Source organism: Nocardia suismassiliense (assembly GCF_900269665.1).
In the GTDB taxonomy this organism is placed as follows: domain Bacteria; phylum Actinomycetota; class Actinomycetes; order Mycobacteriales; family Mycobacteriaceae; genus Nocardia; species Nocardia suismassiliense.
The window spans coordinates 7,862,863-7,886,239 of record NZ_LT985361.1; the positions used below are offsets into that span (position 1 = coordinate 7,862,863).

Genomic DNA, 23,377 nt, shown 5'->3' on the forward strand with positions numbered 1-23,377 from the left:
TTGCCTACGTCACCCCCGAAGCCGCAGGGCTACGGACGGTTTCGGCGCCGGGCGCGCCACCGCTGGTGACTCCCTCCCAGCACGAGGACAAAAGAATTGACTCGAACCGATCTGCCCCGGGTCTGCGTCATCGGCGCGGGCCCCTCCGGGATCACCGCCGCGAAACGCCTGCAGGACTTCGGCATTCCCTTCGAGGTGTTCGAAGCCTCGGACGAGGTCGGCGGCAACTGGTACTTCAAGAACCCCAACGGAATGTCGGCGTGCTACCAGTCACTGCACATCGACACCAGTAAGTTCCGCCTGGCATTCGAGGACTATCCCGCGCCTGAGGGCTGGCCGGATTTCCCGCACCATTCGCAGCTGTTCCAGTACTTCCAGGATTACGTCGACCATTTCGGCTTCCGGGACAAAATTCTGTTCAACACCAAGGTCACCGCGGCCGAGCGGCAGGCGGACGGCCGCTGGCTGGTCACCGCGTCCGACGGCCGCACCCGCGACTACGACGCGCTGATCGTCTGCAACGGTCACCACTGGGATCCGCGCATGCCCGACTACCCCGGCGAATTCGACGGCGAACTCCTCCACAGCCACGCTTACAACGATCCGTTCGATCCGGTGGATATGCGCGGTAAGAAGGTCGTTGTCGTCGGCATGGGCAACTCCGGACTGGATATCGCCTCGGAACTGTCGCAGCGCTTCGTCGCGGCGAAGCTCACCGTCTCCGCCCGGCGCGGGGTGTGGGTGCTGCCGAAGTACGTGCACGGCAAGGTCGGCGACAAGCAGAGCGTGCCCGCGTGGATTCCGCGCAAGGTCAGCCTGAAACTCAAGCAGCGCTTCGTTCGTAAATTCCGCGGCGACATGGAGTTCTACGGGCTACCCAAACCCGATCACGCGCCGTTCGAGGCGCACCCGTCGGCCAGCGAGGAATTCCTGCACCGCGCGGGCTGCGGCGATATCGCGTTCAAGCCCGCCATCACGGCGCTGGAGGGCCCGCGCGTGCGCTTCGCCGACGGCAGCACCGAGGAGGTGGACGTGATCGTCTGCGCCACCGGCTATCACATCAGCTTCCCGTTCTTCGCGGATCCGAACCTGGTGCCGGACGAGCAGAACCGCATGCCACTGTTCCAGCAGATGATGAAACCGGGCGTGGACAATCTGTTCTATCTCGGCCTAGCGCAGCCGCTGCCGACGCTGGTGAACTTCGCCGAGCAGCAGAGCAAGCTGGTCGCCGCCTACCTGACCGGTAAGTACCTGCCGCCCAGCGAAGCGGACATGCACGCGGCGATCCGTGCGGCGGAGCAGCGCCGGACCGGGCGCTACTACGACTCGCCGCGGCACACCATCCAGCTCGAGTTCGAGCCGTACGTGCGCGACATGAACAAGGAAATGGCAAGGGGCGCAAAGCGTGCCGCCGCCACGGGGTACGCGCTACCGGTGCCTGCCCGCGCACTCGAGCACGCGTGACAACGATGACTACTTCGGGATTCTGCGCCGCTCAATTCGCCGGCGTACGGGAACAATTGGCGAACCAGCTGGCCGCGGGCGAGGAGCTCGGCGCGGCGATCTGCGTGACGGTCGACGGCGAACCGGTGGTCGACATCTGGGGCGGGCACCGCGATATCGAGCGCACCGTGCCGTGGACCGAGGACACGCTGGTCGATGTCTTCTCGATCAGCAAGACGATGACCGCGCTGTCCGCCCTGCTGCTCGTCGATCGTGGTGAGCTGGATGTGCGACAGCGGGTCGCGCACTACTGGCCGGAGTTCGCGGCGAACGGCAAGGGCGACATCGAGATTCGGCAGCTGCTCGGGCACACCTCCGGCGTCTCCGGCTGGGAGCAACCGATCGAGCTGGCCGACATCTACGACACCGAGGCGGCCAGTGCGCGGCTCGCGGCGCAGGCGCCATGGTGGACACCAGGCACCGCGTCCGGCTATCACGCGCTCAACTACGGGCACCTCGTCGGCGAGGTGATCCGCCGCATCACCGGCCGCGGCCTCGGGCAGTTCTTCGCCGAGGAGCTCGCCGGACCGCTGGGCGCCGACTTCCATATCGGCACCGCCCCAGAACACCATCACCGGATCGCGCCGTTGGTACCGCCGCCGATGCTGAAGTTCGATATGGCCTCGCTCGATCAGACGAGCATCCTGGTCAAGACCCTCACCAGTCCCCTGCTCGATCTCCAGGAGGCCAACAGCGCCGCCTGGCGGCAGGCCGAGATCGGCGCGGTGAACGGCCACGGCAATGCCCGGTCGGTGGCCCGGATCCAGTCGCTGGTCTCCAACGGCGGCACGATGAACGGGCGAAAGTTGCTGTCTGAGAAGACGATCGATCTCATCTTCGAGCAGCAGTCCGACGGCCCCGATCTGGCGCTGCTGCTGCCGCTGCGCTTCGGCCTCGGCTACGGGCTGCCGCAGCGACAGACCGCACCGGAGGTACCCGACGGCCGGGTCTGCTGGTGGGCGGGGCTCGGCGGCGCCATCGTCGTCAACGACCTGGATCGCCGAATCACCTTCGCCTACACCATGAACAAGATGGCGCCGGGACTGATCGGCTCCGCCCGCGCCGACGCCTACCTGCGCGCGGTCTTCACCGCGGTGGCTGCCGGGGCTCGCGCGTGATGCGGGCACTGCAACTCACCGAGCCGGGTGTGCTGGAGCTGCGTGAGGTTCCGGTCCCCGAGATCGGCCCGACCGAGCTGCTGCTGCGGGTCGGTGCGGCCGGGATCTGCCACTCCGATCTGCATGTGCTGCACATCCCGTTCCGGCTGCGCGACGAGCCGCTGACGCTCGGGCACGAGGTCGCAGGCACCATCGAGGCGGTCGGCGCCGAGGTCGACGGCCGCACCGCCGGTGAACGCGGCATCGTCTACCTGTGCTGGTCGTGCGGCACGTGCCGGGAATGCGTGTCGGGCAACGAGAATGTCTGCCTGGCCGCGGGCCGCACCGCGATGCCGCCGTGTCCCGGCCTCGGCCCGGACGGCGGCATGGCCGAGTACATCCGCATTCCGGCAAGCTCTTTCGTGCCGATCGGCGACCTCGACTTCCGCCAGGCCGCCCCGCTCGCCGATGCCGCGCTGTCCAGCTATCACGCGATTCGTGGTGCCCGCGAACACCTTCGGCCCGGCTCGGTGGCGGTGGTGATCGGCATCGGCGGTCTCGGTCATGTCGCGGTACAGATCCTCGCCGCGACCAGCGCGACCCGAGTGATCGCGGTCGATGTCGGCGCGGACAAACTCGCCTTGGCCACCCGGTGCGGTGCGGCCGAGGGCCTGCTCGCGGACGCCGACACCGCCCGACACATTCTCGACCGCACCGACGGTCGCGGCGCGGACGCGGTGTTCGACTTCGTCGGCGTCGATCAGACGGCCACGCTCGCCGTGGAATCGGTGGCCCCGAACGGCGCGTACCGGATGATCGGCCTCGGCGGCGGCGCACCGGAGCTCACCGCGGGTCCCGCCGGTGGGCCGGGCTGGCCGTGGGGCGCGTCGGTCCGAAAGTCCTACGGCGGCACCAAATCCGACTTGATCGAGTCCGTCGCCCTGGCCCGCTCGGGCAAGCTCACGGTCGAGATCGAGCAGTACGACCTGGCGGCCGGCCGCGAGGCGCTCGACCGGCTGGAGCGCGGCCTGGTCACCGGCCGTGCGGTATTGGTTCCGTAGACGAGGAAGTGCGGTAAATGACAAAGCCTTTCGATCAGCAGGCCTTCGCGGCGGCCGCGGCGGCCCGGTTGACCGGGCCCGGTGGCCGATTCGAGATGGTGGTCGAGGACGTCCTCGGCGCACCGCTGCCGGTGCTGCGGCACCGCGACAAGTCGCTCGGCGATGTGCTCGCGGCGTCGACCGCCTGGGGTGCGCGCGATTATCTCGTCACCGAGGACCGCCGGATGTCGTTCGCCGAGCACGCGGCGGCGGTAGGTGCGCTGGCCACCGCGCTGCGCGACCGCTACGGCATCCGGAAGGGCGACCGCATCGGCATTCTGGCTGCCAACACCGCCGAGTGGGTCGTCACGTTCTGGGCGGCGCAATGCCTCGGCGCGATCGCGGTGGGCTACAACGCGTGGTGGACGGCCCGCGAAATCGCCTACGGTGTCGAGCACACCAAGCCCGCCGTGCTCGTCGTCGACGCGAAACGCGCGGCGCTGGTGGCGGAGCTGGATATCCGGGTCCCGGTGCTCACCATGGAAGACGAGTTGCCCGGTCTGATCGCCGAATTCGGCGACAGCGAGCTCCCGCGCACGGCGGTGGACGAGGACGATCCCGCGGTCATCCTGTACACCAGCGGCACCAGCGGACGGCCGAAAGGCGCGGTGCATTCGCAGCGAAACGTGGTGGCGGTCATCGGCTATCACCTGTTCAACGACGCGATGGCCGCCGAGTTCACCGGCGCGACCGAACTGCCGAGCGGCCGGCGGTTCCTGCTCACCTCCCCGCTGTTCCACATCGCCAGCCTGCACAACCTGGTGGTGCCCCGGCTGGTGACCGGCGATACCGCCGTGCTCTACCAGGGTTCGTTCGACGCGGATCGGGTGCTGCGCCTCATCGAACGCGAGCGCATCACCAACTGGGGCGCCATGCCGACCATGGCCACCCGGCTGCTCGACCAGGATCTGTCCCGCTACGACCTGTCCTCGCTGGCCTCCTTCTCACTGAATTCGGCGCCGTCCTCGGCCGCGCTGCAACAGCAACTGCGCGAACAACTTCCGGTGGCACGGACCGCGCTGGTCACCAGTTACGGGCTCACCGAGTGCAGCACCGCGGCGACCCTGGCCGGTCCGGCCGAGCTCGCGGCGTTCCCGGATACGGTGGGCCGCCCCGTCATCGGGGCCACCGTGCAGGTCCGCGACAGCGCGGGCAACCCCGTCCCGGACGGCACCGAAGGCGAGATCTGCCTGCGCAGCCCGTACGTGATGCTGGGCTACTGGGACGACGAGGCCGCGACCGCGGCCGCCATCACCGAGGACCGCTGGCTGCGCACCGGCGATATCGGCGTGCTCACCGAGGGCAGGCTGCGATTGTCCGGCCGGCGTTCGGATCTCATCCTGCGCGGCGGCGAGAACGTCTACCCCACCGAGATCGAGCAGTGCCTCGAGGAGCACCCGGCCGTGCGCGAATGCGCGGTCATCGGGGTGCCCGACGCCGATCTCGGCCAGACGGTCGCGGCCTTGATTGTTCTCGAAAGCCCCTCGGCGGCAACCGAAGAGGAGTTGCGCGCCTTCGCCGCGGAACGGATCGCCTACTACAAAGTGCCTGCCCGATGGCGGCTGACCACAACGGAACTACCGCGCAATGCGACGGGGAAGGTCGTTCGCACCGGCATCGAGGTATAACGCGACAGGCAACAACCACCGAAGCCCCAGCTGAGCTGTGCACGACAACGTAAAGTCGTCTACGGATCGGGCATTGATCGCCCGGCCGCTCGCGAGGAGTCGACGTGGACGTTTTCGAGCATCTGGGCAGGGCTGTCGCCTTCGATCGGGCCGGTACCGGCACGCCGGTGGTCTTCCTGCACAACGCGGGCACCCAGCGCCGTATCTGGGACGATCAGGTGACGGTGCTGCGGCGCGACCACCAGGTATTCGCGCTCGATCTCCCCGGCTACGGCGAGTCCGACCAGCCCGCGGACGGCTACCGCCTCGCCGACTACGTGCACATGCTCGGCGCCTTCCTCGACGCCCACCGCCTCACCGACGTGGCGCTCGTCGGCAACTGCCTCGGCAGCGCCACCGCGCTCAGCTACACGATGGGGCACCCGGAGCGGGTACGGGCGCTCGTTCTGATCAACCCGCTGACCTGGGACACGGTCAGCTCCGGGCAGTCGGCGGCGCTCGCCTGGGCGGATGCCCGGCTGCCGCTGGGACCGCTGGCCCGCAGGCTCGCGCTGCCCGGCCGCGCCGTGTCGATGATCGTGGCCAATCAGCTCGGCACCCGGGGCAAGCGGCAACGGCTGCAGGATTCGCCGCGACTGCGCGCGCACTGGTCCGATCGGGGCCGTTTGTTCGCCCTGCACGGCTTGGTCCAGGACTTTCCTGCCTATGCCGCCTTCGACCGGTTCGACCCGCCGGCGGACTTCCCGCCCATCTGCACGCTCTGGGGGAAGCAGAACCGCATCCTCTCGGCGCGCGCGGGCGCCCGCCTCAATCGCAGGCTGCACGTCCACACGGCGGTCGAGCTGCCCGACTGCGGGCACCTGCCGATGATGGAGGACCCGGAGCGGGTCACCGCGGTCATCACCGAGTTCCTGGCGTCGACCGGCCGGGCCACGGTCCCGAAGGCCGTCGGCGGGTCCTGAACGCTGCCCTACAGCGGCCCTGCGGTCGGATACAGCTCGGTGAAGCTGTCCGAGCGCACACCGCAACCGGCGCACTCGAATTCGACGCCGAGGGTGAGCAGCCAGTGGACGCGGGTGTGACATGTATCGCACATGAAGTCGACACCCTCGACGTGGCAGCAGCCGCGTTTGCGAATGAACCATTCGGCGCGATGTCGGCAGGGCACGGTATCGAAGCGGAAGGTGCAACCGGGCGCGGCGGGCAGCGGGGCCACGATGGCCTCGAAAGTCGTTGGGGCCGTGGCGGAGTTCATCGGCGGTACCTTCCGGCGGGCAGCTGAGCGACGACACGCGGATCTCTCGGATCCACACACTGCTGATCGTTAGCCAAATTATTGCTGTTACGCGGTGTAGATTCGACGTCCGATACGCCCGTTACTCCCCGTCCACCGGGTTTGATGCGACACCTTCCGGGAACCCGGTCGAATAGAGCCGTCGAGGAAAGGGATCCGTCATGTTGTTACGCCGACTTGCCCGCCCGCTTTTGGCCACTGTCTTTGTCGTGGAGGGTGTCGATACGTTGCGACGCCCGGAATCACGAGTCAAGGCGGCGACCGAGCTGGTGCAGCGAGGCCAGCGTCAGCTGCCCGAGCAATACGCCGCGAAGCTGCCGAGCGATCCGGGAACCGTCGTACGGATCAATGCGGGCGCACAGGTAGCCGGTGGTGTGCTGCTGGCCCTCGGCAAGGCGCCACGCCTGGCCGCGTTGGTACTGGCGGCCACCGTCGTCCCGGCCACGGTCACCGAGCAGGACTTCTGGAACGAGCCGGACCCGGCGCAGAAGGCGACCAAACGCAAGGCCTTCCTCAAGGATCTCGGGTTGCTCGGCGGGCTGATGATCGCGGCCGCCGATACCGAGGGCAAACCCTCGCTCGGCTGGCGTGGCAAGCGGGCCGCCCGTGATGCGGCGGCGACGGTCACCGCGGCCCTGCCGTTCACCGGATCCTCCGACGGCGCGACCAGCGAGCTGCTGAAGCGCCGTGCCCAGGAGGTCGCCGCCGCGGCAGGCAGTCTCGGCAGCGCCGCGGCCGCCAAGGGTTCCGAGCTCGCGGAGACCGTGCAGCAGCACGGCCCCGAATGGGCTTCCGCGGCAAAGGAACACGCGGCTCCGCTGGCCGAGACGGCCAAGGAGCGCGGTGCGGAACTGGCCGATGTCGCCAAGCACCGCGGCGCCGAACTCGCCGACGTGGCCAAGCATCGCGGCGCCGAATGGGCCGAACTCGCCAAGGAACGCGGACCGAAGTGGGCCGAGTTCGCTCGCGAACGCGGCGCCGAACTGGCCGAGCTCGCCAGGGAGCGCGGCGCGGAGCTGGCCGACGTGGCCAAGCATCGCGGTGCGGAATGGGCGGAGCTGGCCAGGGAGCGCGGGGTGGAGTACGCGGACGTCGCCAAGGAGCGCGCCGCCGAGCTCGCGGACACCGCGCGCGACCGTGGCCCGGAGCTTGCCGACACCGCTCGCAAGCGCGGCGGCCGGTTTGCCGAGACCGCTCGGCATCGGGTCGAGAAGAGGCTGAACTAGGCAGCATCAGGCGCTGAGGTAGCACCAGGCCGAAAGTTAGGCCGTCTCTTCGTATCCCACGGAGCTGTCGGCCAGCGCGGCGTCCAGCGACCGCACCCGATGGAAGCTGGGCGCCAGGCCGGTCACCTCCAGTGCGCGATCGACACAGCGCGCCTCGGTGATCAACACCATTCGGCGCCTGGTCTTTTCGGCCTGGGTCTGCGCGTCCACCAGCACCCGCAGGCCGGCCGCGCCGAGGAAGGTGACCGGCGAGAGGTCGAGCACGACCATGGCGGCTCCGTCACCGAACAGTCGACGGAGCTGATCACGAAAACTGGGCGCGGTGCCCAGATCGATCTCGCCGACCACCAGCATCACGGCGATGTCGCGGCGGGGACGGCACACCGAAAAACGAAGAACTTCAGTAACTTCCAGCACCGAACGGTCCGGGGGCGGGCCGGAGAACCGCTCGTGGTTATTGAGGGACATTTGCCGACTCCTCGGGCTGTCACCACACGGGACAGACCTGTCTTCCTAGTGAAGCATGGCCCGACAGGTCTGTACAGCGTTATGGTTATACCGTGATGGCAAGCGACGACGTGGTTGTCGGTGCCCGCGAACGGATCCTGTCCGCCGCCTACGAACTGTTCACTCGGCGTGGCATCCGAGACGTCGGCGTGGATGAGGTGATCGCCAGGGCCGGCATCGCGAAAGCGACGCTGTACCGGCATTTTCGGACCAAGGACGAGCTGGTCCTCGCGGTGCTGGCGCGGCGCGAACTGCTGTGGACCTTCGGTCTGATCGAGCAACGGTCTCGCGGACTCGGCAGCACCGCGGAGGAACGACTGCTCGCCATCTTCGATGTGCTCGACGACTGGTTCGGCACCGACGGCTTCGAGGCGTGCACGTTCATCAATGTGTTGCTCGAGATGGGTCCGCAGCACCCCGCCGGTCGGGCGAGCATCGACCACCTGGACAACATTCGCGGCGTCGTCCGGTCCCGTGCCGAAGAGGCCGGACTGCGCGACCCCGACGACTTCGCCAGGTCCTGGCACATCTTGATGAAGGGTTCGATCGTGTCCGCCACCGAGGGTGACCGGCACGCGGCCCGACGTGCCCAAGCCATGGCGCGGAACCTCATCGACAGCTACCGCGTCGAGCCTGCGGCCTGACCCACTGAGCTCGGCATCGGTCCGGCAACCGGTCACACCGGGTGTCGGCTAGCTCACAGCCGACGGGGTGGCCGGGAACTACCGGGCGTAGTTGGCCGACTACGTGGTTATGCAGCGAACAGCCATGCGGATCAGCCCGCAGGGAGATTTCGGTGTGGTGGTCGAGGACTTCGACCCCACTTCGCCCGACGATGTCCGTGCGGTCAAGCGCGCCGTGTACCGGGAGCGGATCGCGGTGCTCAAGGGCATCGAGCTCGACCCGCACCAATTCGTCGCGCTGGCACGGGGTTTCGGCGATCCGGTGCGCTACTACGAGCCGATCTACCACCACCCGGAAGTGCCCGAGGTGTTCGTATCGTCCAATGTCGACACCGGCCGGCCGCGGGTGGGCGTGCCCAAGACCGGGAAGTTCTGGCATTCGGACTATCAGTTCATGGCGCGTCCGTTCGACCTGACGTTCACCCATACCCAGGTGGTGCCCACGCACAGCCGGGGGACCTACTTCATCGATCTGGCCCGCGCCTACCGTGACCTCAGCGCCGACCTGCGGCGATCCGTCGCCGACACGGTCGCGACGCACAGCGTGCGCCGCTACTTCAAGATCCGGCCCAGCGATGTCTACCGGCCTATCTCGGAGTTGCTCGCCGAGATCGAGCGGAAGACGCCGCCGGTGACGCTGCCGACGGTGCACGCGCACCCGCACACCGGGGAGCCCGTCGTGTACGTCAGCGAGGGGCTCACCGAATCGATCACCGGGCCCGACGGCACCGACCGGCCCGACCTGCTGCACGAATTGCTCTCCGCCACCGGACAACTCGATGATACCTTCGAGCATCCGGCGATCCGGCTACAGACCTTCGAACGCGGCGACCTGCTCATCTGGGACAACCGCAGCCTGGTGCACCGGGCGCTGCACAACACCACCTGTGAGCCCGCGGTGTCGCATCGGGTCACCGCGTACGACGACGAAGGTATCCCGGCGTGACCGGGGAGGTGTTCGCGAACGATCCGTCGCTGCTGTCGGAGGTACTGCGCTGCTACCAGCCGCACTGCCGTTATCTGCGCGAGCTGACGGTCGAGGCGCGTGGCGAACAAGCAACGGCCACCGGCACTTTCGAGATCGCCGAGTCCTGCTACATCGACGCGACCGGTCACCTCAACTCGGTCGAGGTGAACATCTGTTACAACCAGATGCTCTACCAGACCATCGCGGTGCTGGTGCGTCATCGCGTCGGTCCGCTGTTCGGCGGCTGGACCATGGACGACTACTGGCGGCGCCAACTGCCCGGCATCCTGATCACCAGGCTCGACAGCGAGTACCGGCGGCCGATCGAGCCGCGGCGGTTCTACGGGGAGTTCGTCCTCGCCGGGAGCCAGGAACGCGTCAGCTCGATCGATGGTGCGCCGTTCACCTCGTTGGACACGTCGTTTCGATGCTGGGACGACGCCGGGGGGCGCTGCGCGGGCACGGTTCGGTTGGCCATCGTCGATGTGGAACAAACGCTCGACGCGGCGCAATCCGCAGTGGGCGCGGTGCAATCGTCGCCGGGAACGGCGCAACCGTCGGTGGGAGCGGTGCGATGAGCGCACCAACGGTGTCTTCGATCCTCGCCGAGCACGCGCGCGATCGCCCGGACACCCTTGCGATCGCCTGCGCTGGAGCAGGACTCGACTACGCACGGCTGCGTGCCGACAGCATCCGGCTGGCGCGTGCGCTGCGTGCCGCGGACATCGGTAAGGGCAGCCGGGTGGCATATCTCGGCAAGGAGTCCGTCTACTACTACGCCCTGTTCTTCGCCTGCGCGCGGCTCGGCGCGGTGCTGGTGCCGATCAACTTCCGGCTGACCGCGCCGGAGGTCGAACACATCATGCGGGACTCGGGCAGCGCGCTGGTGCTGGTCGACGCCGTTACCGACGACATCGCGAGATCCGCCGCGCCGCAGGTGCGCTCGGTCCGCATGGACGGCGACGAGTTCGCCGGATGGCTGGCCGATGTCGCCGACCCGGATCCCGGCGAACGTGCATCGGGTCGCGAGGACGCGGTGATCCAGCTGTACACCAGCGGCACCACGGGATTACCCAAAGGTGTTGTGCTGGCGCAACGTAGCTTCTTCGCCATCGCGGACGCGCTCGAGCAGGCCGGGCTGGACTGGATCGACTTCCAAGACGGAGACCGCAACCTCATCGGCATTCCGGGCTTCCACGTCGGTGGCATCTGGTGGGCCATGCAGGGTTTCGCGGCGGGTATCACCAATTTGGCGATGCCCCGGTTCGACAGCACCACCGCGGTAGCGATCATCGAGGAAGCCCGGATCACCACCATGTGTGTCGTCCCGTCCATGTTGCGGCTGATCCTCGGCGAACCGCGGGTGACGCCGGAGGCCGTCGGGTCGGTGCGCAAGGTCGTCTACGGCGGATCGCCGATTTCGGAGACGCTGCTGCGGGAAGCGTTGCAGTTGTTCGGCGCCGAGTTCGCGCAGATCTATGGGCTCACCGAAACCGGGAACACCGCGATCTGCCTGCCGCCCGCGGAGCATGTGGCAGGCAATCCGCGGTTGGCGGCCGCGGGCCGGCCGTATCCCGGTGTGTCCGTCAAGATCATCGACACGTCCGGTGCACAGCGGCCAGCCGGTGAGGTGGGGGAAATCTGCCTGCGTTCGCCCGCCGCCATGCTGGGCTACTGGAACCTGCCGGAGGCCACCGCGGAAACCCTGATCGACGGCTGGATCCATACCGGTGACGCTGGATACGTCGACGCCGACGGCTACCTGTACATCCGAGATCGCCTGAAGGACATGATCATTGTGGGCGGCGAGAACATCTATCCCGCCGAGATCGAGAACGCCCTGGCCCGGCATCCCGCCGTGGCCGACTCGGCGGTGATCGGTGTGCCGGACGACATCCTCGGTGAATCGGTGCACGCGTTCGTCGCGTGCCGGCCCGGTGCACAGGTTCGGGTGCGCGAGCTGATGACGTGCTGCCGGGAGCAGCTGGCGTGGTTCAAGATTCCGGTGCGCTTCGAGTTCGTCGACCGCATTCCGCGCAATCCCAGCGGCAAGATCCTGCGCTGGCAGCTGCGCGACCGGTTCTGGGCCGACCGGGACAGACAGGTCAACTGAGCGCGATGGAACCACTCACCTACGACAGCGTGCGCGCGGACATCGCCGATCTGCTCTATCTCGAACCGCACGAATTGGGCGACACCGACGATCTGTTCGCCGCCGGACTCGACTCGGTGCGGCTGATCGGCTTGATCGAGCGGTGGAAGTCCCGTGGCGCCGCACCAGCTTTCGTGGACCTGGCAGAGAACCCCACCCTCGCCGCCTGGTGGCAGCTGCTCGCCGCACGGTCCGCGCCGTGAGCCCGAGTGCCCGAGCGTTCGACGGAACCAGGCGCCGACGAGATTCGGTTACCGCACGACCGTTGACGGCGGCGCAGCTCGGCGTCTGGCTCGGTCAACAGCTCGATCCGGCGTCGGCGGTCTTCAATATCGCCGAGTACGTCGACATTTCGGGACCCGTGATGGTCGAGGAGCTGGTTGCCGCGATTCACGCGGCGGTCGACGAGGCTGCGGCGCTGCACATTCGGTTCGTCGAGGACGGCCCTCGGCAGATCGCGGCATCACCCGACTGGGCTGTTCAGGTGGTAGATGTTTCGGGCGAGCCGGATCCGCTACGCGCAGCACTCGCGCTGATGGATCGGGATGTCGCGCAGCCGGTGCACCTGACCGCCGATGTGCTCTTCGCGCACATCGTGTTCCGGCTCGATGCGCGGCGGACGCTCTGGTATCACCGGGTGCACCACATCCTGCTCGATGGCTACGGCATGGCGCTGATCGCGCGTCGGGTGGCCGAGTTGTACACCGCGTCGGTGACCGGAACACCGCCACCGCCTTACCCATTCGGGGATTGGGATGCGGTGCTGGCGGCCGATCTCGCGTACGCGGATTCTGCCGAGCTCGCCCGCGATCGCACATTCTGGCTCGACTATCTCCGCGATCGTCCGGCCCCGGTGACCTTGTCCGGTGCCGCACCGCGTACGACATCCGATGCGGGCCGGACACTTCGAGAGTTCACCACGCTCGATTCCGAGATCGTCGCGCTGCTGCGGAGCGTCGCGCAAGCCGCACGCGCCAATTGGACCGACGTGTTCACCGCCGCGGTCGCCGCTTACCTGCACCGGATGACCGGTGCCGCGCAGGTGTGTCTCGCGCTTCCGGTGATGCTGCGTACCGGAACGCCTGCATTACGGGTGCCGTGCATGACACTCAATGGTGTCGCGCTGTGGGCCGAGTTCGCGGGTGATCCGACGCTGACCGAGCTGACCGGCCGGGTCGCGCGCCAGCTGGTCCGTAGCCGCCGTCATCAGCGCTACCGCAGCGAGCAGGTGCGCCGCGACCTCGGCCTGGTCGGCAGCGACCGCAGCATGTACGGCCCGTCCGTCAACATCATGCTGTTCGACTACGACCTGCGCTTCGGTGCGTGCACCAGCACGGTCCGCAATGTCACTGCGGGCATGATCGACGACCTGGTCTTCAACCTCTACGACAGGATGGATGGCGCAAGGCCGACGCTATATCTGGACGGCCATCCGAGCTCGTATACGCCGGCGGAGCTGGCGACGCATCTGCAGCGCTTCACGAAGTTTCTCCGCCGAATCCTGACGGAGCCCGATCGACCCCTCGCTGCGGCCGATCCGTTCTTACCGGGGGAACGAGATTGGTTGCGTACCAACAGCAGCGGTCCCGAACGTGCTCTGCACGACAGCACCGTGCACGACTTGCTGACCGACCAGGTCGCCCGCACCCCGACGGCTACGGCGCTCGTCGCCACCGATGCCGATGGCGCACGGCAGACGCTCACCTATGCCGAACTCGACAGCCGGACCAGACTATTGAGCGCCGCGCTGGCCGCAGTGGGTACTCGCCCTGGCCATGCCGTGGCGGTGCTGCTTCCCCGCACCGGCGACGCGATTGCCGCGCTGTTCGCCGTACTCGCTTGCGGTGCAACCTATGTCCCGCTCGATCCCGGACAGCCCGTCGCACGACTAGCACTGCTGATGGAGGGCCTGGTCGAGGGAATCGAGCTCAGTGCAATCGTGACCACGACCGCGCTGGCCCCGAAGATCCCTGCCGCACTACGCGACCGAGCCGTCGTGCTGGATGACGGTGGCCTACCGGCAGTTCCGCACGCCCATCCCCCGATCCGCCTGCATCCCGAGCACCCGGCCTGGGTGATCCACACCTCGGGCACCACCGGAACTCCCAAGGCCGTGGTGATTTCACACGGCTCAGTGGTGAACCTGTACCACCACCATCGCGAGCACTTCGTCGAGCCCGTGGTGGCGGCGCGAGGTGGGCGACGGATGCGGGCGGCGCTCACCGCATCGATGACCTTCGACACCGCGTGGGAAGGGTTGCTCTGGCTGCTCGCGGGACACGAGCTGCATCTCATCGATGACGACCTACGCCGCGACCCCGGCCGCCTGGTGCACTACATCAGAATGCAGCGCATCGACTTCCTCGATGTCACCCCGACTTTCGCGCGCGAGCTGCTGGCTGCCGGGCTCTACGCCGGAGCGCATCGTCCGGAGGTGCTGGCGCTGGGTGGCGAAGCGGCCGATCCGGCCTTGTGGACGGCGCTACGCGCAGAGTTGGGCATCTCGGTCTACAACCTGTACGGCCCAACGGAATGCACTGTCGATGCCACCTGGACCACCCTCGCCGCACATGCCGCGCCATCGATCGGGTCTCCCGTCACCAACGGCCGCTGCCACGTCCTGGATGGACACCTGCGGCCGGTGCCGCCCGGGGTCGTCGGGGAGCTGTACGTCGGCGGAACACCGGTCGGGCAGCGGTATCTCGGCGCGCCTGGCGCTACCGCCACACGATTCGTAGCCGACCCGTTCGACGCGAACGGCAGCCGTCTCTACCGCACCGGCGATCTGGTGCGGTGGCACACCGACGGTCATCTGGAGTATCTGGGCCGCGGCGACACCCAGATGTCGTTGCGCGGCTACCGCATCGAGGTCGGCGAGGTGGAGGCCGCGCTCAACGCGCACCCGCAGGTCGGTGCGGCCGCGGTGCGTATCCACGGTGAAGTCCTTGTCGCTTATGTGGTCCCCGCGCCCGGTGCGGGTGCGCCCAACGCGCAGCACCTCCGTACACACCTGGCCGGCCGACTACCCGACTACATGGTGCCGTCGGTGTACGTCTCGCTGGATCGCCTGCCGCAGACCACGAACGGAAAGCTGGATCGAGCCGCGCTGCCCGCACCGCCGGACGCCGAACCGACCGGCCGAACCCCGCGCACGCCCACCGAACGCGCGCTGGCGCGATTGTTCGCCGAGGCACTCGAGGTCGAGTCGGTGGGCATCGATGACGATTTCTTCGCACGCGGCGGGCATTCGTTGCGGGCGGCCAGGGTGCTCAACGGTGTCCGGCAGGCCTTCGGCGTGCGGTGGGACCTGCGCGCCATGTTCGACACACCCACCGTGGCCGGGCTCGCCGAACGCCTCGAATCCGGCCAGGACCACGGGCCGACCTGGACGGCAGCGGATCTCGAAGCAGACACCCAGCTCGACGACGCGATCCGGGCGACCGCCGAACCACGGACCCAGCCACACAGGGTGTTGCTGACCGGCGCGACCGGATTTCTGGGCGCGTTCTTGCTCGCCGCCCTGCTCGAGCGGACCGACTTTCAGGTCTACTGCCTGGTTCGCGCAGACGACGATGCCGCGGCACTGCGCCGCATCGAATCGATTTGCCTGCGTTACGGTCTGGACGCCCCATCAGGAAGCCGGGTCACCACCATCGCGGGGGACCTCGCCCACCCCCGGCTCGGTCTGTCGCCGCCGCACTACCAACAGCTGGCCGACACCATCGATGTCATCGTCCACAATGGCGCCCGAGTCCACCACTTCGAGCCGTACTCCCGACTCCGACCGGCGAATGTCGAAGGCACCGAACGCATTCTGCGCCTCGCGACCACCGGCACTACCAAACCGGTCCACTTCGTGTCCTCGGTCGACACCGCGTTCGCCGTGGACGGCAACCCACCGATCCTCCGCGAAGACCGACGGGTGGCCGCAATGTCGTTGCCGCACAACGGTTACGTCGCCAGTAAGTGGGCAGCGGAGGGTCTGGTGTTCGCCGCCGCCGACCGGGGCGTACCGGCCACGGTGTACCGGCCCGGCCGCATCGGCGGCCACTCGGTAACCGGCGTTTCCGGCCAGGACGACGCGTTCTGGAGCCTGATCCGCGCGATGGTCGTGCTCGCGGCCGTCCCGGACGAGAGCTACGACGCAGGCACCGTCGACCTGGTACCGGTGGACTGGGTCGCCGCCGCCATCACCCACCTTGTCGCCCACGCGCCTACGACACAGACCTACCACCTGACCAGCCGTCGTCCGCTGACATTCGCCACTGTCGTCGACGCACTACGTGACCGCGGCTACCCGATCGCCACAATCCCCGGTCCGATCTGGCACGCCCGGTTGACCGCTATGGCGGATCAGGCGTCCGCGCAGGACGACCACGCGTTGACCATCGCCCGCGCGCACGCCACGCACCTGGCTTCCCCCGGCACCGCCGTCAGCTACGGGCATGACAACTCCGCCGCCGCACTCGATCCACTACTCCTGCAACCGGATCCGGCCGCCGCGCTGATAGCCGGGATCGACTACCTGATCGACACCCGTTTCCTTCCGCCGCCACCGGCTGTGGCGGCGCAACGATCGAAGAGGCACCCATGCTGATGAAACGCGCGCTGCTGCTGGCACTCGCGGCAAGCACCCTCACCGTCACCGGCTGCACGACCACGGTCACCGATGCGGCGGACCACCGGCCATCCGCGGCGGCCACCGAGGGCGTCACGAAATACCCGGTGTCCCTGGACAATTGCGGCAAGACCTACACCTACACCGAGGCACCGAAACGCGTCGTCGTGATGAACGGTGGTTCCGTCGGCGAGGTGGCCGCGCTGCTCGCGCTGGGTGTCGCCGACCGGGTGGTGGCCAACGCCCAGTCCTACGGCGCCTCCGACGTACCGGGCCGGGCCGCCGCGATCGAGGCGTTGCCGACCGGGCAGATCACGCCGAACAGCCTCCAGGACATACCGCGCGAGGCGATGCTGAACCAGCACCCCGACCTGGTGATCTCCACCGGCGGCGGTGGTTTCGCCGCCGACCAGGGTTTCGCGACCCGTGCCGAGCTGGCCGCCGCGGGCGCCAATACCTATGTGCCCCGCGCGAACTGCGGCGTTACCGGTGCCGTCACCGGCACACCGACGATCGAGGACAGCTACGCGCTGCTGCGCGATCTCGGCACCATCTTCGACGTGCCCGGCCGGGCCGAACGGCTGATCGCCGACTCGCAGCGTGCGATCGCCGAAACGGCGGGCCTGGTTGCCGGACAACCGAAGAAGAACGTGCTGCTCGTCTTCCCCGGCATGGGTATGGGCGATTCCTCGGACTTCTCCGCCATCGCGGAGGGCGGTATCTGGAACGACGTGATCGGCAAGGCAGGCGGGGTGAACCCGTTCGATCGTGACGACGGCACCACGTTCGTGACGATCAGCAAAGAGCAACTCGCGGTGACGCCGATCGACGGGCTCGTCGTGGTCAACTACCGCAGCCCCGATATCGACGCGGTCGCCGAACGCATACTCGCGCAGTTTCCGCAGTGGGCGGCCGCGCGGTCTAAAAACTATGCGGTGCTGTCGGACTCGATCTACCTCGGTCCGAGCAACGACGTCGCGGTGCGGCGCATTGCGGCACTGGTGCACCCCGAGCAGTTCCGATGACCCGCACCCCCACCCGTGCGCCGTTGGCGACGACGCCGCTGCCGATCGTGCTCGCGATCTCGGCCGCGGTGCTGCTCGCCGTGATGCTGCTGTCGATCGCCGCGGGGTCGGTCACCGTCTCGGTCGCCGACACCGGCCGGGTGATCCTGGCCCATTTGTCCGGGAAGACACCAGATGTCGGCTTCACCGTCGATCAGATCGTCTGGCAGTACCGACTGCCCCGGGTGATCCTGGCCGCGCTGTGCGGCTGTGGTCTCGCGGTGGCGGGCGTGATTCTGCAAGCGCTGGTGAACAATCCGCTGGCCGACCCGTATGTGCTCGGGTTGTCTTCGGGCGCTTCACTCGGCGCGGTGACCGTCATCGTCACGGCTGGTGGCGTACTCGGCGGGGTCGGGGTGAGCGCCGCGGCCTTCTGCGGCGCGGTCGCGACCATCGCGGTGGTATTCCTGCTCGGCCAGCAACGCGGCACCCTGGTGCCGACCCGGCTGGTGCTGGCCGGTGTCGCGGTCGGCTACCTCCTGCTCGCCGCCACCAACTACCTGCAATTACGCGCCACACCGAACGAGCTACGGGCGGTGATGTTCTGGACGATGGGCAGTGTCGCCGGAGCGAGCTGGGATCGGCTCGGACCGGTCACCGTGGTGGTGCTGGTGACCGTGGGCGTCGTGCTCGCCTTCGGCCGCAGGCTCAATGTGCTGGGCACCGGGGACGAGCAGGCCACCGCGCTCGGTGTCGATGTGCGCACGCTCCGGATCGTCCTGCTGGTGCTGGCCTCGCTGCTGACGGGCGTGCTGATCGCGGTGGCCGGCGGTATCGGCTTCGTCGGCTTGATGATTCCGCATCTGGTCCGGCTCGGCTTCGGTCTGGACCACCGACGGGTACTGCCGCTGTCCGCAGTGATCGGTGCCGCGTATCTGGTTGCGGTAGACCTACTTTCGCGCACCGTCGACGCGCCCAACGAGTTGCCGCTCGGTATCTTCACCGCCGCGTTCGGCGCACCGTTCTTCCTCTGGCTGCTGCGCCGCAACGGCGGACCGGCATGAGCGCCTCGGCCGAATTGTCGGTTGCCGGCGTGAGTGTCACGTTCGGCGACGCCGCGGTCCTCGACAAGGTGACCCTGCACGCCCCGCCCGGCACGGTCGTTGGCCTGGTCGGCCCCAATGGCAGTGGCAAGACCACGCTGCTGCGCACCGTCTATCGATCACTGCAACCAGCCACCGGCATCATCGCGATCGATGGTGCCGACATCACCGGTATGTCGATACGCACGGCGGCACAGACAACTGCGGCGGTACTCCAGAACGGTTCCGGCGCACCGGAATCGACCGTCGCCGAAGTGGTCGGCCTCGGCCGCAATCCACATCACGCCCTGTTCAGCCGGGACACCGCGGCCGACCAGCGGGCCGTCACCGATGCCATGGCGCGCACCGGCGTCACCGCCTACGCCGACCGCACCGTCGGCTCGCTGTCCGGCGGCGAACGTCAGCGTGTCCTGCTCGCCCGGGCCCTCGCGCAACAGCCACGCCTGCTGGTGCTCGACGAACTGACCAACCACCTCGACGTCCGGGCCCGCTTCGAGCTGCTCGACCTGATCCGGTCCACCGGCATCACCACCCTCGCAGTGCTGCACGAACTCGACCTCGCCGTGCGCTGTTGCGACCGGCTGGTCGTGCTCGACCACGGCGGCGTCGTCGCGGCGGGCGAGGTGCTCGAGGTGATGACGCCGGAACTACTGCGCACGGTGTTCGGCGTGCACGCCACGGCAACGAGGCACGCGGACGGAATCATCCGATTGCAGTACGCCGCACAACCTTTGGCAGAGCTATGACGGCCTCAGCCGTGCGCGCGTCGCCTGCCGCCGAATCGTGTTGCGGCGACCAGATCTTCGCGGCCCCGCGCCACCCGGGAGCGCACCGTGCCCACCGGGCAGCCGCACACCGCCGCCGCCTCGGCGTAGGACAGGCCGAGCACCTGGGTGAGCACCAGCGCCTCGCGCCGCTCCGGCGCCAGGTCGTCGAGCAGCAGATTGAGTTCGACGATCTCGGTCAGCCCGTCCCGGCGCGGCACCTGCCGGTCGGCCGCCGCGGCCCAGTCGACGCCGTGCGCGATCTTCGGTCGGGCCACCGCCATCCGCACCTGATCGACCACGACGCGGCGCGCGATGGACAGCAGCCAGGTGCGCGCGCTGGCGCGGCCCTCGAAGCGCTTGATGCTGCCGAGAGCCCGCAGGTAGGTCTCCTGGGTCAGGTCGTCGGCCCGTCCCACCTCGGTCAGATGGGCGAGCAGTCGCCACACGTCTTTCTGGGTGGCCCGGATGAACGCTTCCAGTGCCCGCCGGTCGCCGCGCGCCGCCGCCAGGGCCAGGCGGGTCGTCTCGTCATCCTCGGCGGGCGTCGGCATGGTGTCGACAATAACCGGCGGTTACCGCGCCGATGGAGGGGCCCGGCGGCCGTAATCCGCGTCACCACGGCGGGCGTGGTGACCGTGGCCACCGAAGACAACCTGCGGGAACTTCGGTGTCCGGATAGACGACAATCTGGACGTGGAGTGCAAAGTGTGCCGGACGGCGCTGTCGGCCCGGATCGACGGCGAGCGCGAAACCGTTCCCGCGGCCAGGGTGGACGAGCACCTGGAGCAGTGCGCCGAGTGCTGCTCCTGGTACGTCGCCGCGGTGGAGACCTCGAAGCGGTTGCGCGGCGGCTCGTCGTACGCGCCGGACCTGACCGACGCGATCTTCGCCGCCGCCGAGTTGGAGCGGCCGCAGCCGTCGCGGCTGTCCAGGTTGCGCGCCGCAGTGCCGACCTCGCGCGACGTGTCGGCCCGCCTACTGCTCGGCCTGCTCGGTGTCTTGCAGTGCGCGTTGGCGCTGGCCCAACTGGCGGGGATCGACTTCGGCATGAGCCACCACCACGCCGCCGAGATGACCCGGCACCTGCTCAACGAGAGCACCGCGTGGAGCCTGGCCATCGGCGTCGGGTTCCTCTACTGCGCGCTGCGACCGCATGCCGCCTCGGGCGTGCTGCCGGTGCTCGGTGTGCTGGTCGCCGCGTTGAGCGCGTTCGTAGTGTCCGACCTGTACTCCGGTGTGGTGCCGATCTCCCGGGTGCTCTCGCACGGCCTGCTGGTGATCGCGCTGGTGCTGGTCGTGGTCGTGCACCGGACCCGACGCCCGGACACCTCGCCGCCAACCAGCGACCGGGTCCCCACCGATCTGGTGCTGCCGCCGGGCGCCCAGCTCGGCAGGCGCACCCGTCACCTTCGTTCGACCCAGGATCCCGCCGCGTGATGAACGGACTGTCATGACCCTCGAGCTCGACCCGATCACTCGACCCGACTCGACCGACTCGCCGAACCGCATCTCCCTCGCCGTCACCGGTATGAGCTGCGCGGCCTGCTCTACCAGGGTGGAACGCAAGCTCAACAAGATCGACGGGGTCACCGCGTCGGTGAACTACGCCACCGGCATCGCGACGATCGACGCGGTCGGCGACCTGACCGCAGAGCAGTTGTGCACCGAGGTCGAGGCCACCGGTTTCGGGGCGTCGCCGGTCACCGACCGCGCCGAGACGATCCGCTCGACGCCGGAGGACGCGCAGGTCAGCGATCTGCTGCGGCGGCTGGTCGTCGCGCTGATGGCGTTCTTCCCGCTGGCCGACCTCTCGGTGATGTTCGCCACCATCCCGTCCACCCGGATCACCGGCTGGCAACTGATCCTCACCGTGCTCGCGCTGCCCGTCGTGGTCTGGTCGGCGGCGCCGTTCCACCGCAAGGCTTTCGCCAATGCCAAGGCCGGTGCGGCAAGCATGGACACCCTGGTCTCGGTCGGCGTGCTCACCGCGACGCTGTGGTCGCTGGACACCATGTTCCTGCACCCCAACCGTTCCGGGCCGGCCCCCGACGGGATCTGGGCGGCGATCTGGGCCAGTGACGCGATCTACCTCGAGGTGGCCGCCGGTGTCACCGCATTCGTCTTGGCGGGGCGGTATTTCGAGGCGAAGGCCAAACGTTCGGCGGGCAGCGCGCTGCGTGCGCTCGCCACGCTCGGCGCCCGCGAGGTCACCGTGCTGACCCGCGACGACCGCGAATTACGCGTGCCCATCGGCGAACTCGTGGAAGGGCAGCGCTTCGTGGTGCGCCCGGGTGAGACCATCGCCACGGACGGCCTTGTCGTAGCGGGTGAATCGAGCGTCGACGCCAGCGCGATGACCGGTGAATCCCTTCCGGTCGACGTAACGGCGGGCATGGCGGTGATCGGCGGCACCACCGCGCTCACCGGGCGCCTGATCGTGGAAGCCGCTGCGGTAGGGGCGGATACGAAGCTGTCCGGGATGATCCGGCTGGTCGAACAGGCGCAGACCGGTAAGGCGCGCATGCAGCGCATCGCCGATCGGGTGTCGGCGGTGTTCGTTCCGTTCGTCTTCCTCCTGACGGCCGTGACTTTCGTGACCTGGTTGCTCACCGGCGCCGGTGCGGATCGGGCCGCGGCCGCCGCGCTGGCGGTGCTGGTGGTGGCGTGCCCGTGCGCGCTGGGTTTGGCTATCCCGACCGCGCTGATGGTGGCCTCGGGACACGGTGCGCAACTGGGCATCTTCATCAAGGGACATCAGGCGCTGGAGGCCACCCGCGACGTCGACACCGTCGTGCTGGACAAGACCGGCACCGTCACCAACGGCGCGATGAGCGTGGTCGCGGTGACCGAACGCGAACCGTTCAGCACGGCGGAGGTGCTGCGCCTGGCCGGTGCGGTGGAGGCGGCGTCCGAACACGCGGTGGCCGCGGCGATCACCCGCCACACCCGCGACACGGTCGAGGACTTGCCTGCCGTCGAATCCTTCGAGGCACTACCGGGATTGGGCGCCCGCGGCACGGTGGATGGCCGCCGCGTGCTGGTGGGCCGAGCGCGGCTGTTCGACGATCAAGGTATCGGCATCCCACAGGATCTGAATCGCGCTGTCCGGCAACAGGAACGCTGCGGGCGCACCGTGGTACTGGTCGCCGTGGACGGTGCGGTCGTCGCGGTGATCGCGGTGGCCGACACCGTCAAGGACACCGCGGCCGCCGCGATCGCCCGGCTGCACCGGCTCGGGCTGCGGGTCATGATGTTCACCGGCGACAACGCCTACGCGGCGCAGTCGGTGGCCGACGAGATCGGCATCGATGAGGTTGTCGCCGAACTGCTTCCGGAGGGCAAGGTCGACCTGATCGCCCGCATGCAGGAGCAGGGCCGGCGCGTGGTGATGGTCGGCAACGGCATCAACGACGGTGCGGCGCTGGCCACCGCCGACCTCGGCATGGCGATCGGCGCGGGCACCGACGTCGCGATCGCCGCCGCCGACGTCATCCTGGTGCGCGAGGACCTCGGCGCCGTGGCCGACGCCATCGAGCTGGCGCATGCCACGTTGCGCACCATCAAGGGAAACCTGGTGTGGGCCTTCGGCTACAACGTGATCGCCATCCCGGTGGCCGCGCTCGGCTTCCTCAATCCGCTGATCGCCGGGGCGGCCATGGCGTTCTCGTCGTTCTTCGTGGTCTCGAACAGCTTGCGGCTGCGGCGAGTTCGCTTCGATCGCTAGCCGC

At 68.4% G+C, this 23,377-nt stretch carries 20 protein-coding genes; 17 read left to right on the top strand and 3 right to left on the bottom strand.

Annotation, left to right across the window (positions count from 1 at the left end):
- Positions 1–96: 96 nt before the first annotated feature.
- The 5 genes from DBO33_RS35125 to DBO33_RS35145 all read left to right on the top strand — a co-directional run bounded on the left by DBO33_RS35125 (position 97) and on the right by DBO33_RS35145 (position 6,290).
- Positions 97–1,464: a flavin-containing monooxygenase gene (locus tag DBO33_RS35125; RefSeq protein WP_107658882.1), complete on the top strand. Its 1,368-nt coding sequence runs from the start codon at positions 97–99 to the stop codon at positions 1,462–1,464.
- A 5-nt stretch (positions 1,465–1,469) separates the two neighbouring features.
- Positions 1,470–2,621, top strand: coding sequence for a serine hydrolase domain-containing protein (locus DBO33_RS35130; RefSeq protein ID WP_107658883.1), 1,152 nt, complete (start codon positions 1,470–1,472; stop codon positions 2,619–2,621).
- Positions 2,621–3,661 (top strand): NAD(P)-dependent alcohol dehydrogenase, encoded by a 1,041-nt coding sequence (locus tag DBO33_RS35135; protein ID WP_107658884.1) that lies wholly within the window; start codon positions 2,621–2,623, stop codon positions 3,659–3,661. Before DBO33_RS35130 ends, DBO33_RS35135 begins: the two co-directional genes overlap by 1 nt.
- A 17-nt stretch (positions 3,662–3,678) precedes the next feature.
- Positions 3,679–5,328 (top strand): class I adenylate-forming enzyme family protein, encoded by a 1,650-nt coding sequence (locus DBO33_RS35140; RefSeq protein WP_107658885.1) that lies wholly within the window; start codon positions 3,679–3,681, stop codon positions 5,326–5,328.
- Between the two features lie 104 nt (positions 5,329–5,432).
- Positions 5,433–6,290: an alpha/beta fold hydrolase gene (locus tag DBO33_RS35145; RefSeq protein WP_107658886.1), complete on the top strand. Its 858-nt coding sequence runs from the start codon at positions 5,433–5,435 to the stop codon at positions 6,288–6,290.
- An 8-nt stretch (positions 6,291–6,298) separates the two neighbouring features.
- On the opposite strand, the gene DBO33_RS35150 is transcribed toward DBO33_RS35145, so the two are convergent.
- Positions 6,299–6,583, bottom strand: coding sequence for a hypothetical protein (locus tag DBO33_RS35150; RefSeq protein ID WP_107658887.1), 285 nt, complete (start codon positions 6,581–6,583; stop codon positions 6,299–6,301).
- 200 nt (positions 6,584–6,783) lie between these two features.
- Here DBO33_RS35150 and DBO33_RS35155 point away from each other — a divergent pair, with 200 nt between their 5' ends.
- On the top strand, positions 6,784–7,848 hold the full coding sequence (locus DBO33_RS35155) for a DoxX family protein (RefSeq protein ID WP_107658888.1): 1,065 nt from the start codon (positions 6,784–6,786) through the stop codon (positions 7,846–7,848).
- A gap of 36 nt (positions 7,849–7,884) precedes the next feature.
- Here the strand turns inward: DBO33_RS35155 and DBO33_RS35160 are convergent, their stop codons facing one another.
- On the bottom strand, positions 7,885–8,316 hold the full coding sequence (locus tag DBO33_RS35160) for an STAS domain-containing protein (protein ID WP_107658889.1): 432 nt from the start codon (positions 8,314–8,316) through the stop codon (positions 7,885–7,887).
- Positions 8,317–8,411: 95 nt separating this feature from the next.
- Here DBO33_RS35160 and DBO33_RS35165 point away from each other — a divergent pair, with 95 nt between their 5' ends.
- The 9 genes from DBO33_RS35165 (at position 8,412) to DBO33_RS35205 (ending at position 19,628) form a co-directional block, all read left to right on the top strand.
- On the top strand, positions 8,412–8,999 hold the full coding sequence (locus tag DBO33_RS35165) for a TetR/AcrR family transcriptional regulator (protein WP_107658890.1): 588 nt from the start codon (positions 8,412–8,414) through the stop codon (positions 8,997–8,999).
- A 124-nt stretch (positions 9,000–9,123) separates the two neighbouring features.
- Complete coding sequence (scoE, locus tag DBO33_RS35170; protein WP_107658891.1) at positions 9,124–9,984, top strand: (3R)-3-[(carboxymethyl)amino]fatty acid oxygenase/decarboxylase; 861 nt, start codon at positions 9,124–9,126, stop codon at positions 9,982–9,984.
- Positions 9,981–10,583 carry an FcoT family thioesterase gene (locus DBO33_RS35175; protein WP_107658892.1) on the top strand — a complete coding sequence of 201 codons (603 nt, stop codon included), beginning with the start codon at positions 9,981–9,983 and terminating at the stop codon, positions 10,581–10,583. The genes scoE and DBO33_RS35175 overlap by 4 nt, the downstream gene beginning before the upstream one ends.
- Positions 10,580–12,118 (top strand): long-chain-fatty-acid--CoA ligase, encoded by a 1,539-nt coding sequence (locus DBO33_RS35180; protein WP_107658893.1) that lies wholly within the window; start codon positions 10,580–10,582, stop codon positions 12,116–12,118. The genes DBO33_RS35175 and DBO33_RS35180 overlap by 4 nt, the downstream gene beginning before the upstream one ends.
- Positions 12,119–12,123: 5 nt before the next feature.
- A complete protein-coding gene (locus tag DBO33_RS35185; RefSeq protein WP_107658894.1) occupies positions 12,124–12,360 on the top strand; it encodes a phosphopantetheine-binding protein in 237 nt (78 codons plus the stop codon).
- Between the two features lie 62 nt (positions 12,361–12,422).
- Positions 12,423–16,754 (top strand): non-ribosomal peptide synthetase, encoded by a 4,332-nt coding sequence (locus DBO33_RS35190; RefSeq protein WP_159080683.1) that lies wholly within the window; start codon positions 12,423–12,425, stop codon positions 16,752–16,754.
- Positions 16,748–17,800: an ABC transporter substrate-binding protein gene (locus tag DBO33_RS35195; RefSeq protein WP_107658896.1), complete on the top strand. Its 1,053-nt coding sequence runs from the start codon at positions 16,748–16,750 to the stop codon at positions 17,798–17,800. Before DBO33_RS35190 ends, DBO33_RS35195 begins: the two co-directional genes overlap by 7 nt.
- The gene (locus DBO33_RS35200; protein ID WP_107658897.1) at positions 17,797–18,843 is read left to right on the top strand and encodes a FecCD family ABC transporter permease; all 1,047 of its coding nucleotides are present in this window, start codon (positions 17,797–17,799) and stop codon (positions 18,841–18,843) included. Before DBO33_RS35195 ends, DBO33_RS35200 begins: the two co-directional genes overlap by 4 nt.
- Positions 18,844–18,872: 29 nt before the next feature.
- Positions 18,873–19,628 (top strand): ABC transporter ATP-binding protein, encoded by a 756-nt coding sequence (locus tag DBO33_RS35205; RefSeq protein ID WP_234391220.1) that lies wholly within the window; start codon positions 18,873–18,875, stop codon positions 19,626–19,628.
- 5 nt (positions 19,629–19,633) lie between these two features.
- Here DBO33_RS35205 and sigC read toward each other — a convergent pair whose 3' ends face one another.
- Entirely contained in the window at positions 19,634–20,200 is a 567-nt protein-coding gene (sigC, locus tag DBO33_RS35210) for an RNA polymerase sigma factor SigC (RefSeq protein ID WP_107658899.1), read from the bottom strand.
- A gap of 142 nt (positions 20,201–20,342) precedes the next feature.
- Here sigC and DBO33_RS35215 point away from each other — a divergent pair, with 142 nt between their 5' ends.
- Positions 20,343–21,086 carry a zf-HC2 domain-containing protein gene (locus tag DBO33_RS35215; RefSeq protein WP_159080684.1) on the top strand — a complete coding sequence of 248 codons (744 nt, stop codon included), beginning with the start codon at positions 20,343–20,345 and terminating at the stop codon, positions 21,084–21,086.
- A gap of 13 nt (positions 21,087–21,099) precedes the next feature.
- Positions 21,100–23,373 carry a heavy metal translocating P-type ATPase gene (locus DBO33_RS35220; RefSeq protein WP_107658901.1) on the top strand — a complete coding sequence of 758 codons (2,274 nt, stop codon included), beginning with the start codon at positions 21,100–21,102 and terminating at the stop codon, positions 23,371–23,373.
- Positions 23,374–23,377 lie beyond the last annotated feature (4 nt).

Bases quoted from the DNA above. Each gene is read 5' to 3' on its own strand.
- DBO33_RS35130 (WP_107658883.1), top strand. From the start codon at position 1,470: ATGACTACTTCGGGATTCTGCGCCGCTCAATTCGCCGGCGTACGGGAA.
- DBO33_RS35135 (WP_107658884.1), top strand. From the start codon at position 2,621: ATGCGGGCACTGCAACTCACCGAGCCGGGTGTGCTGGAGCTGCGTGAG.
- DBO33_RS35140 (WP_107658885.1), top strand. From the start codon at position 3,679: ATGACAAAGCCTTTCGATCAGCAGGCCTTCGCGGCGGCCGCGGCGGCC.
- DBO33_RS35150 (WP_107658887.1), bottom strand. From the start codon at position 6,583: ATGAACTCCGCCACGGCCCCAACGACTTTCGAGGCCATCGTGGCCCCG.
- DBO33_RS35155 (WP_107658888.1), top strand. From the start codon at position 6,784: ATGTTGTTACGCCGACTTGCCCGCCCGCTTTTGGCCACTGTCTTTGTC.
- DBO33_RS35160 (WP_107658889.1), bottom strand. From the start codon at position 8,316: ATGTCCCTCAATAACCACGAGCGGTTCTCCGGCCCGCCCCCGGACCGT.
- DBO33_RS35165 (WP_107658890.1), top strand. From the start codon at position 8,412: ATGGCAAGCGACGACGTGGTTGTCGGTGCCCGCGAACGGATCCTGTCC.
- scoE (WP_107658891.1), top strand. From the start codon at position 9,124: ATGCGGATCAGCCCGCAGGGAGATTTCGGTGTGGTGGTCGAGGACTTC.
- DBO33_RS35180 (WP_107658893.1), top strand. From the start codon at position 10,580: ATGAGCGCACCAACGGTGTCTTCGATCCTCGCCGAGCACGCGCGCGAT.
- DBO33_RS35185 (WP_107658894.1), top strand. From the start codon at position 12,124: ATGGAACCACTCACCTACGACAGCGTGCGCGCGGACATCGCCGATCTG.
- DBO33_RS35195 (WP_107658896.1), top strand. From the start codon at position 16,748: ATGCTGATGAAACGCGCGCTGCTGCTGGCACTCGCGGCAAGCACCCTC.
- DBO33_RS35200 (WP_107658897.1), top strand. From the start codon at position 17,797: ATGACCCGCACCCCCACCCGTGCGCCGTTGGCGACGACGCCGCTGCCG.
- sigC (WP_107658899.1), bottom strand. From the start codon at position 20,200: ATGCCGACGCCCGCCGAGGATGACGAGACGACCCGCCTGGCCCTGGCG.
- DBO33_RS35220 (WP_107658901.1), top strand. From the start codon at position 21,100: ATGACCCTCGAGCTCGACCCGATCACTCGACCCGACTCGACCGACTCG.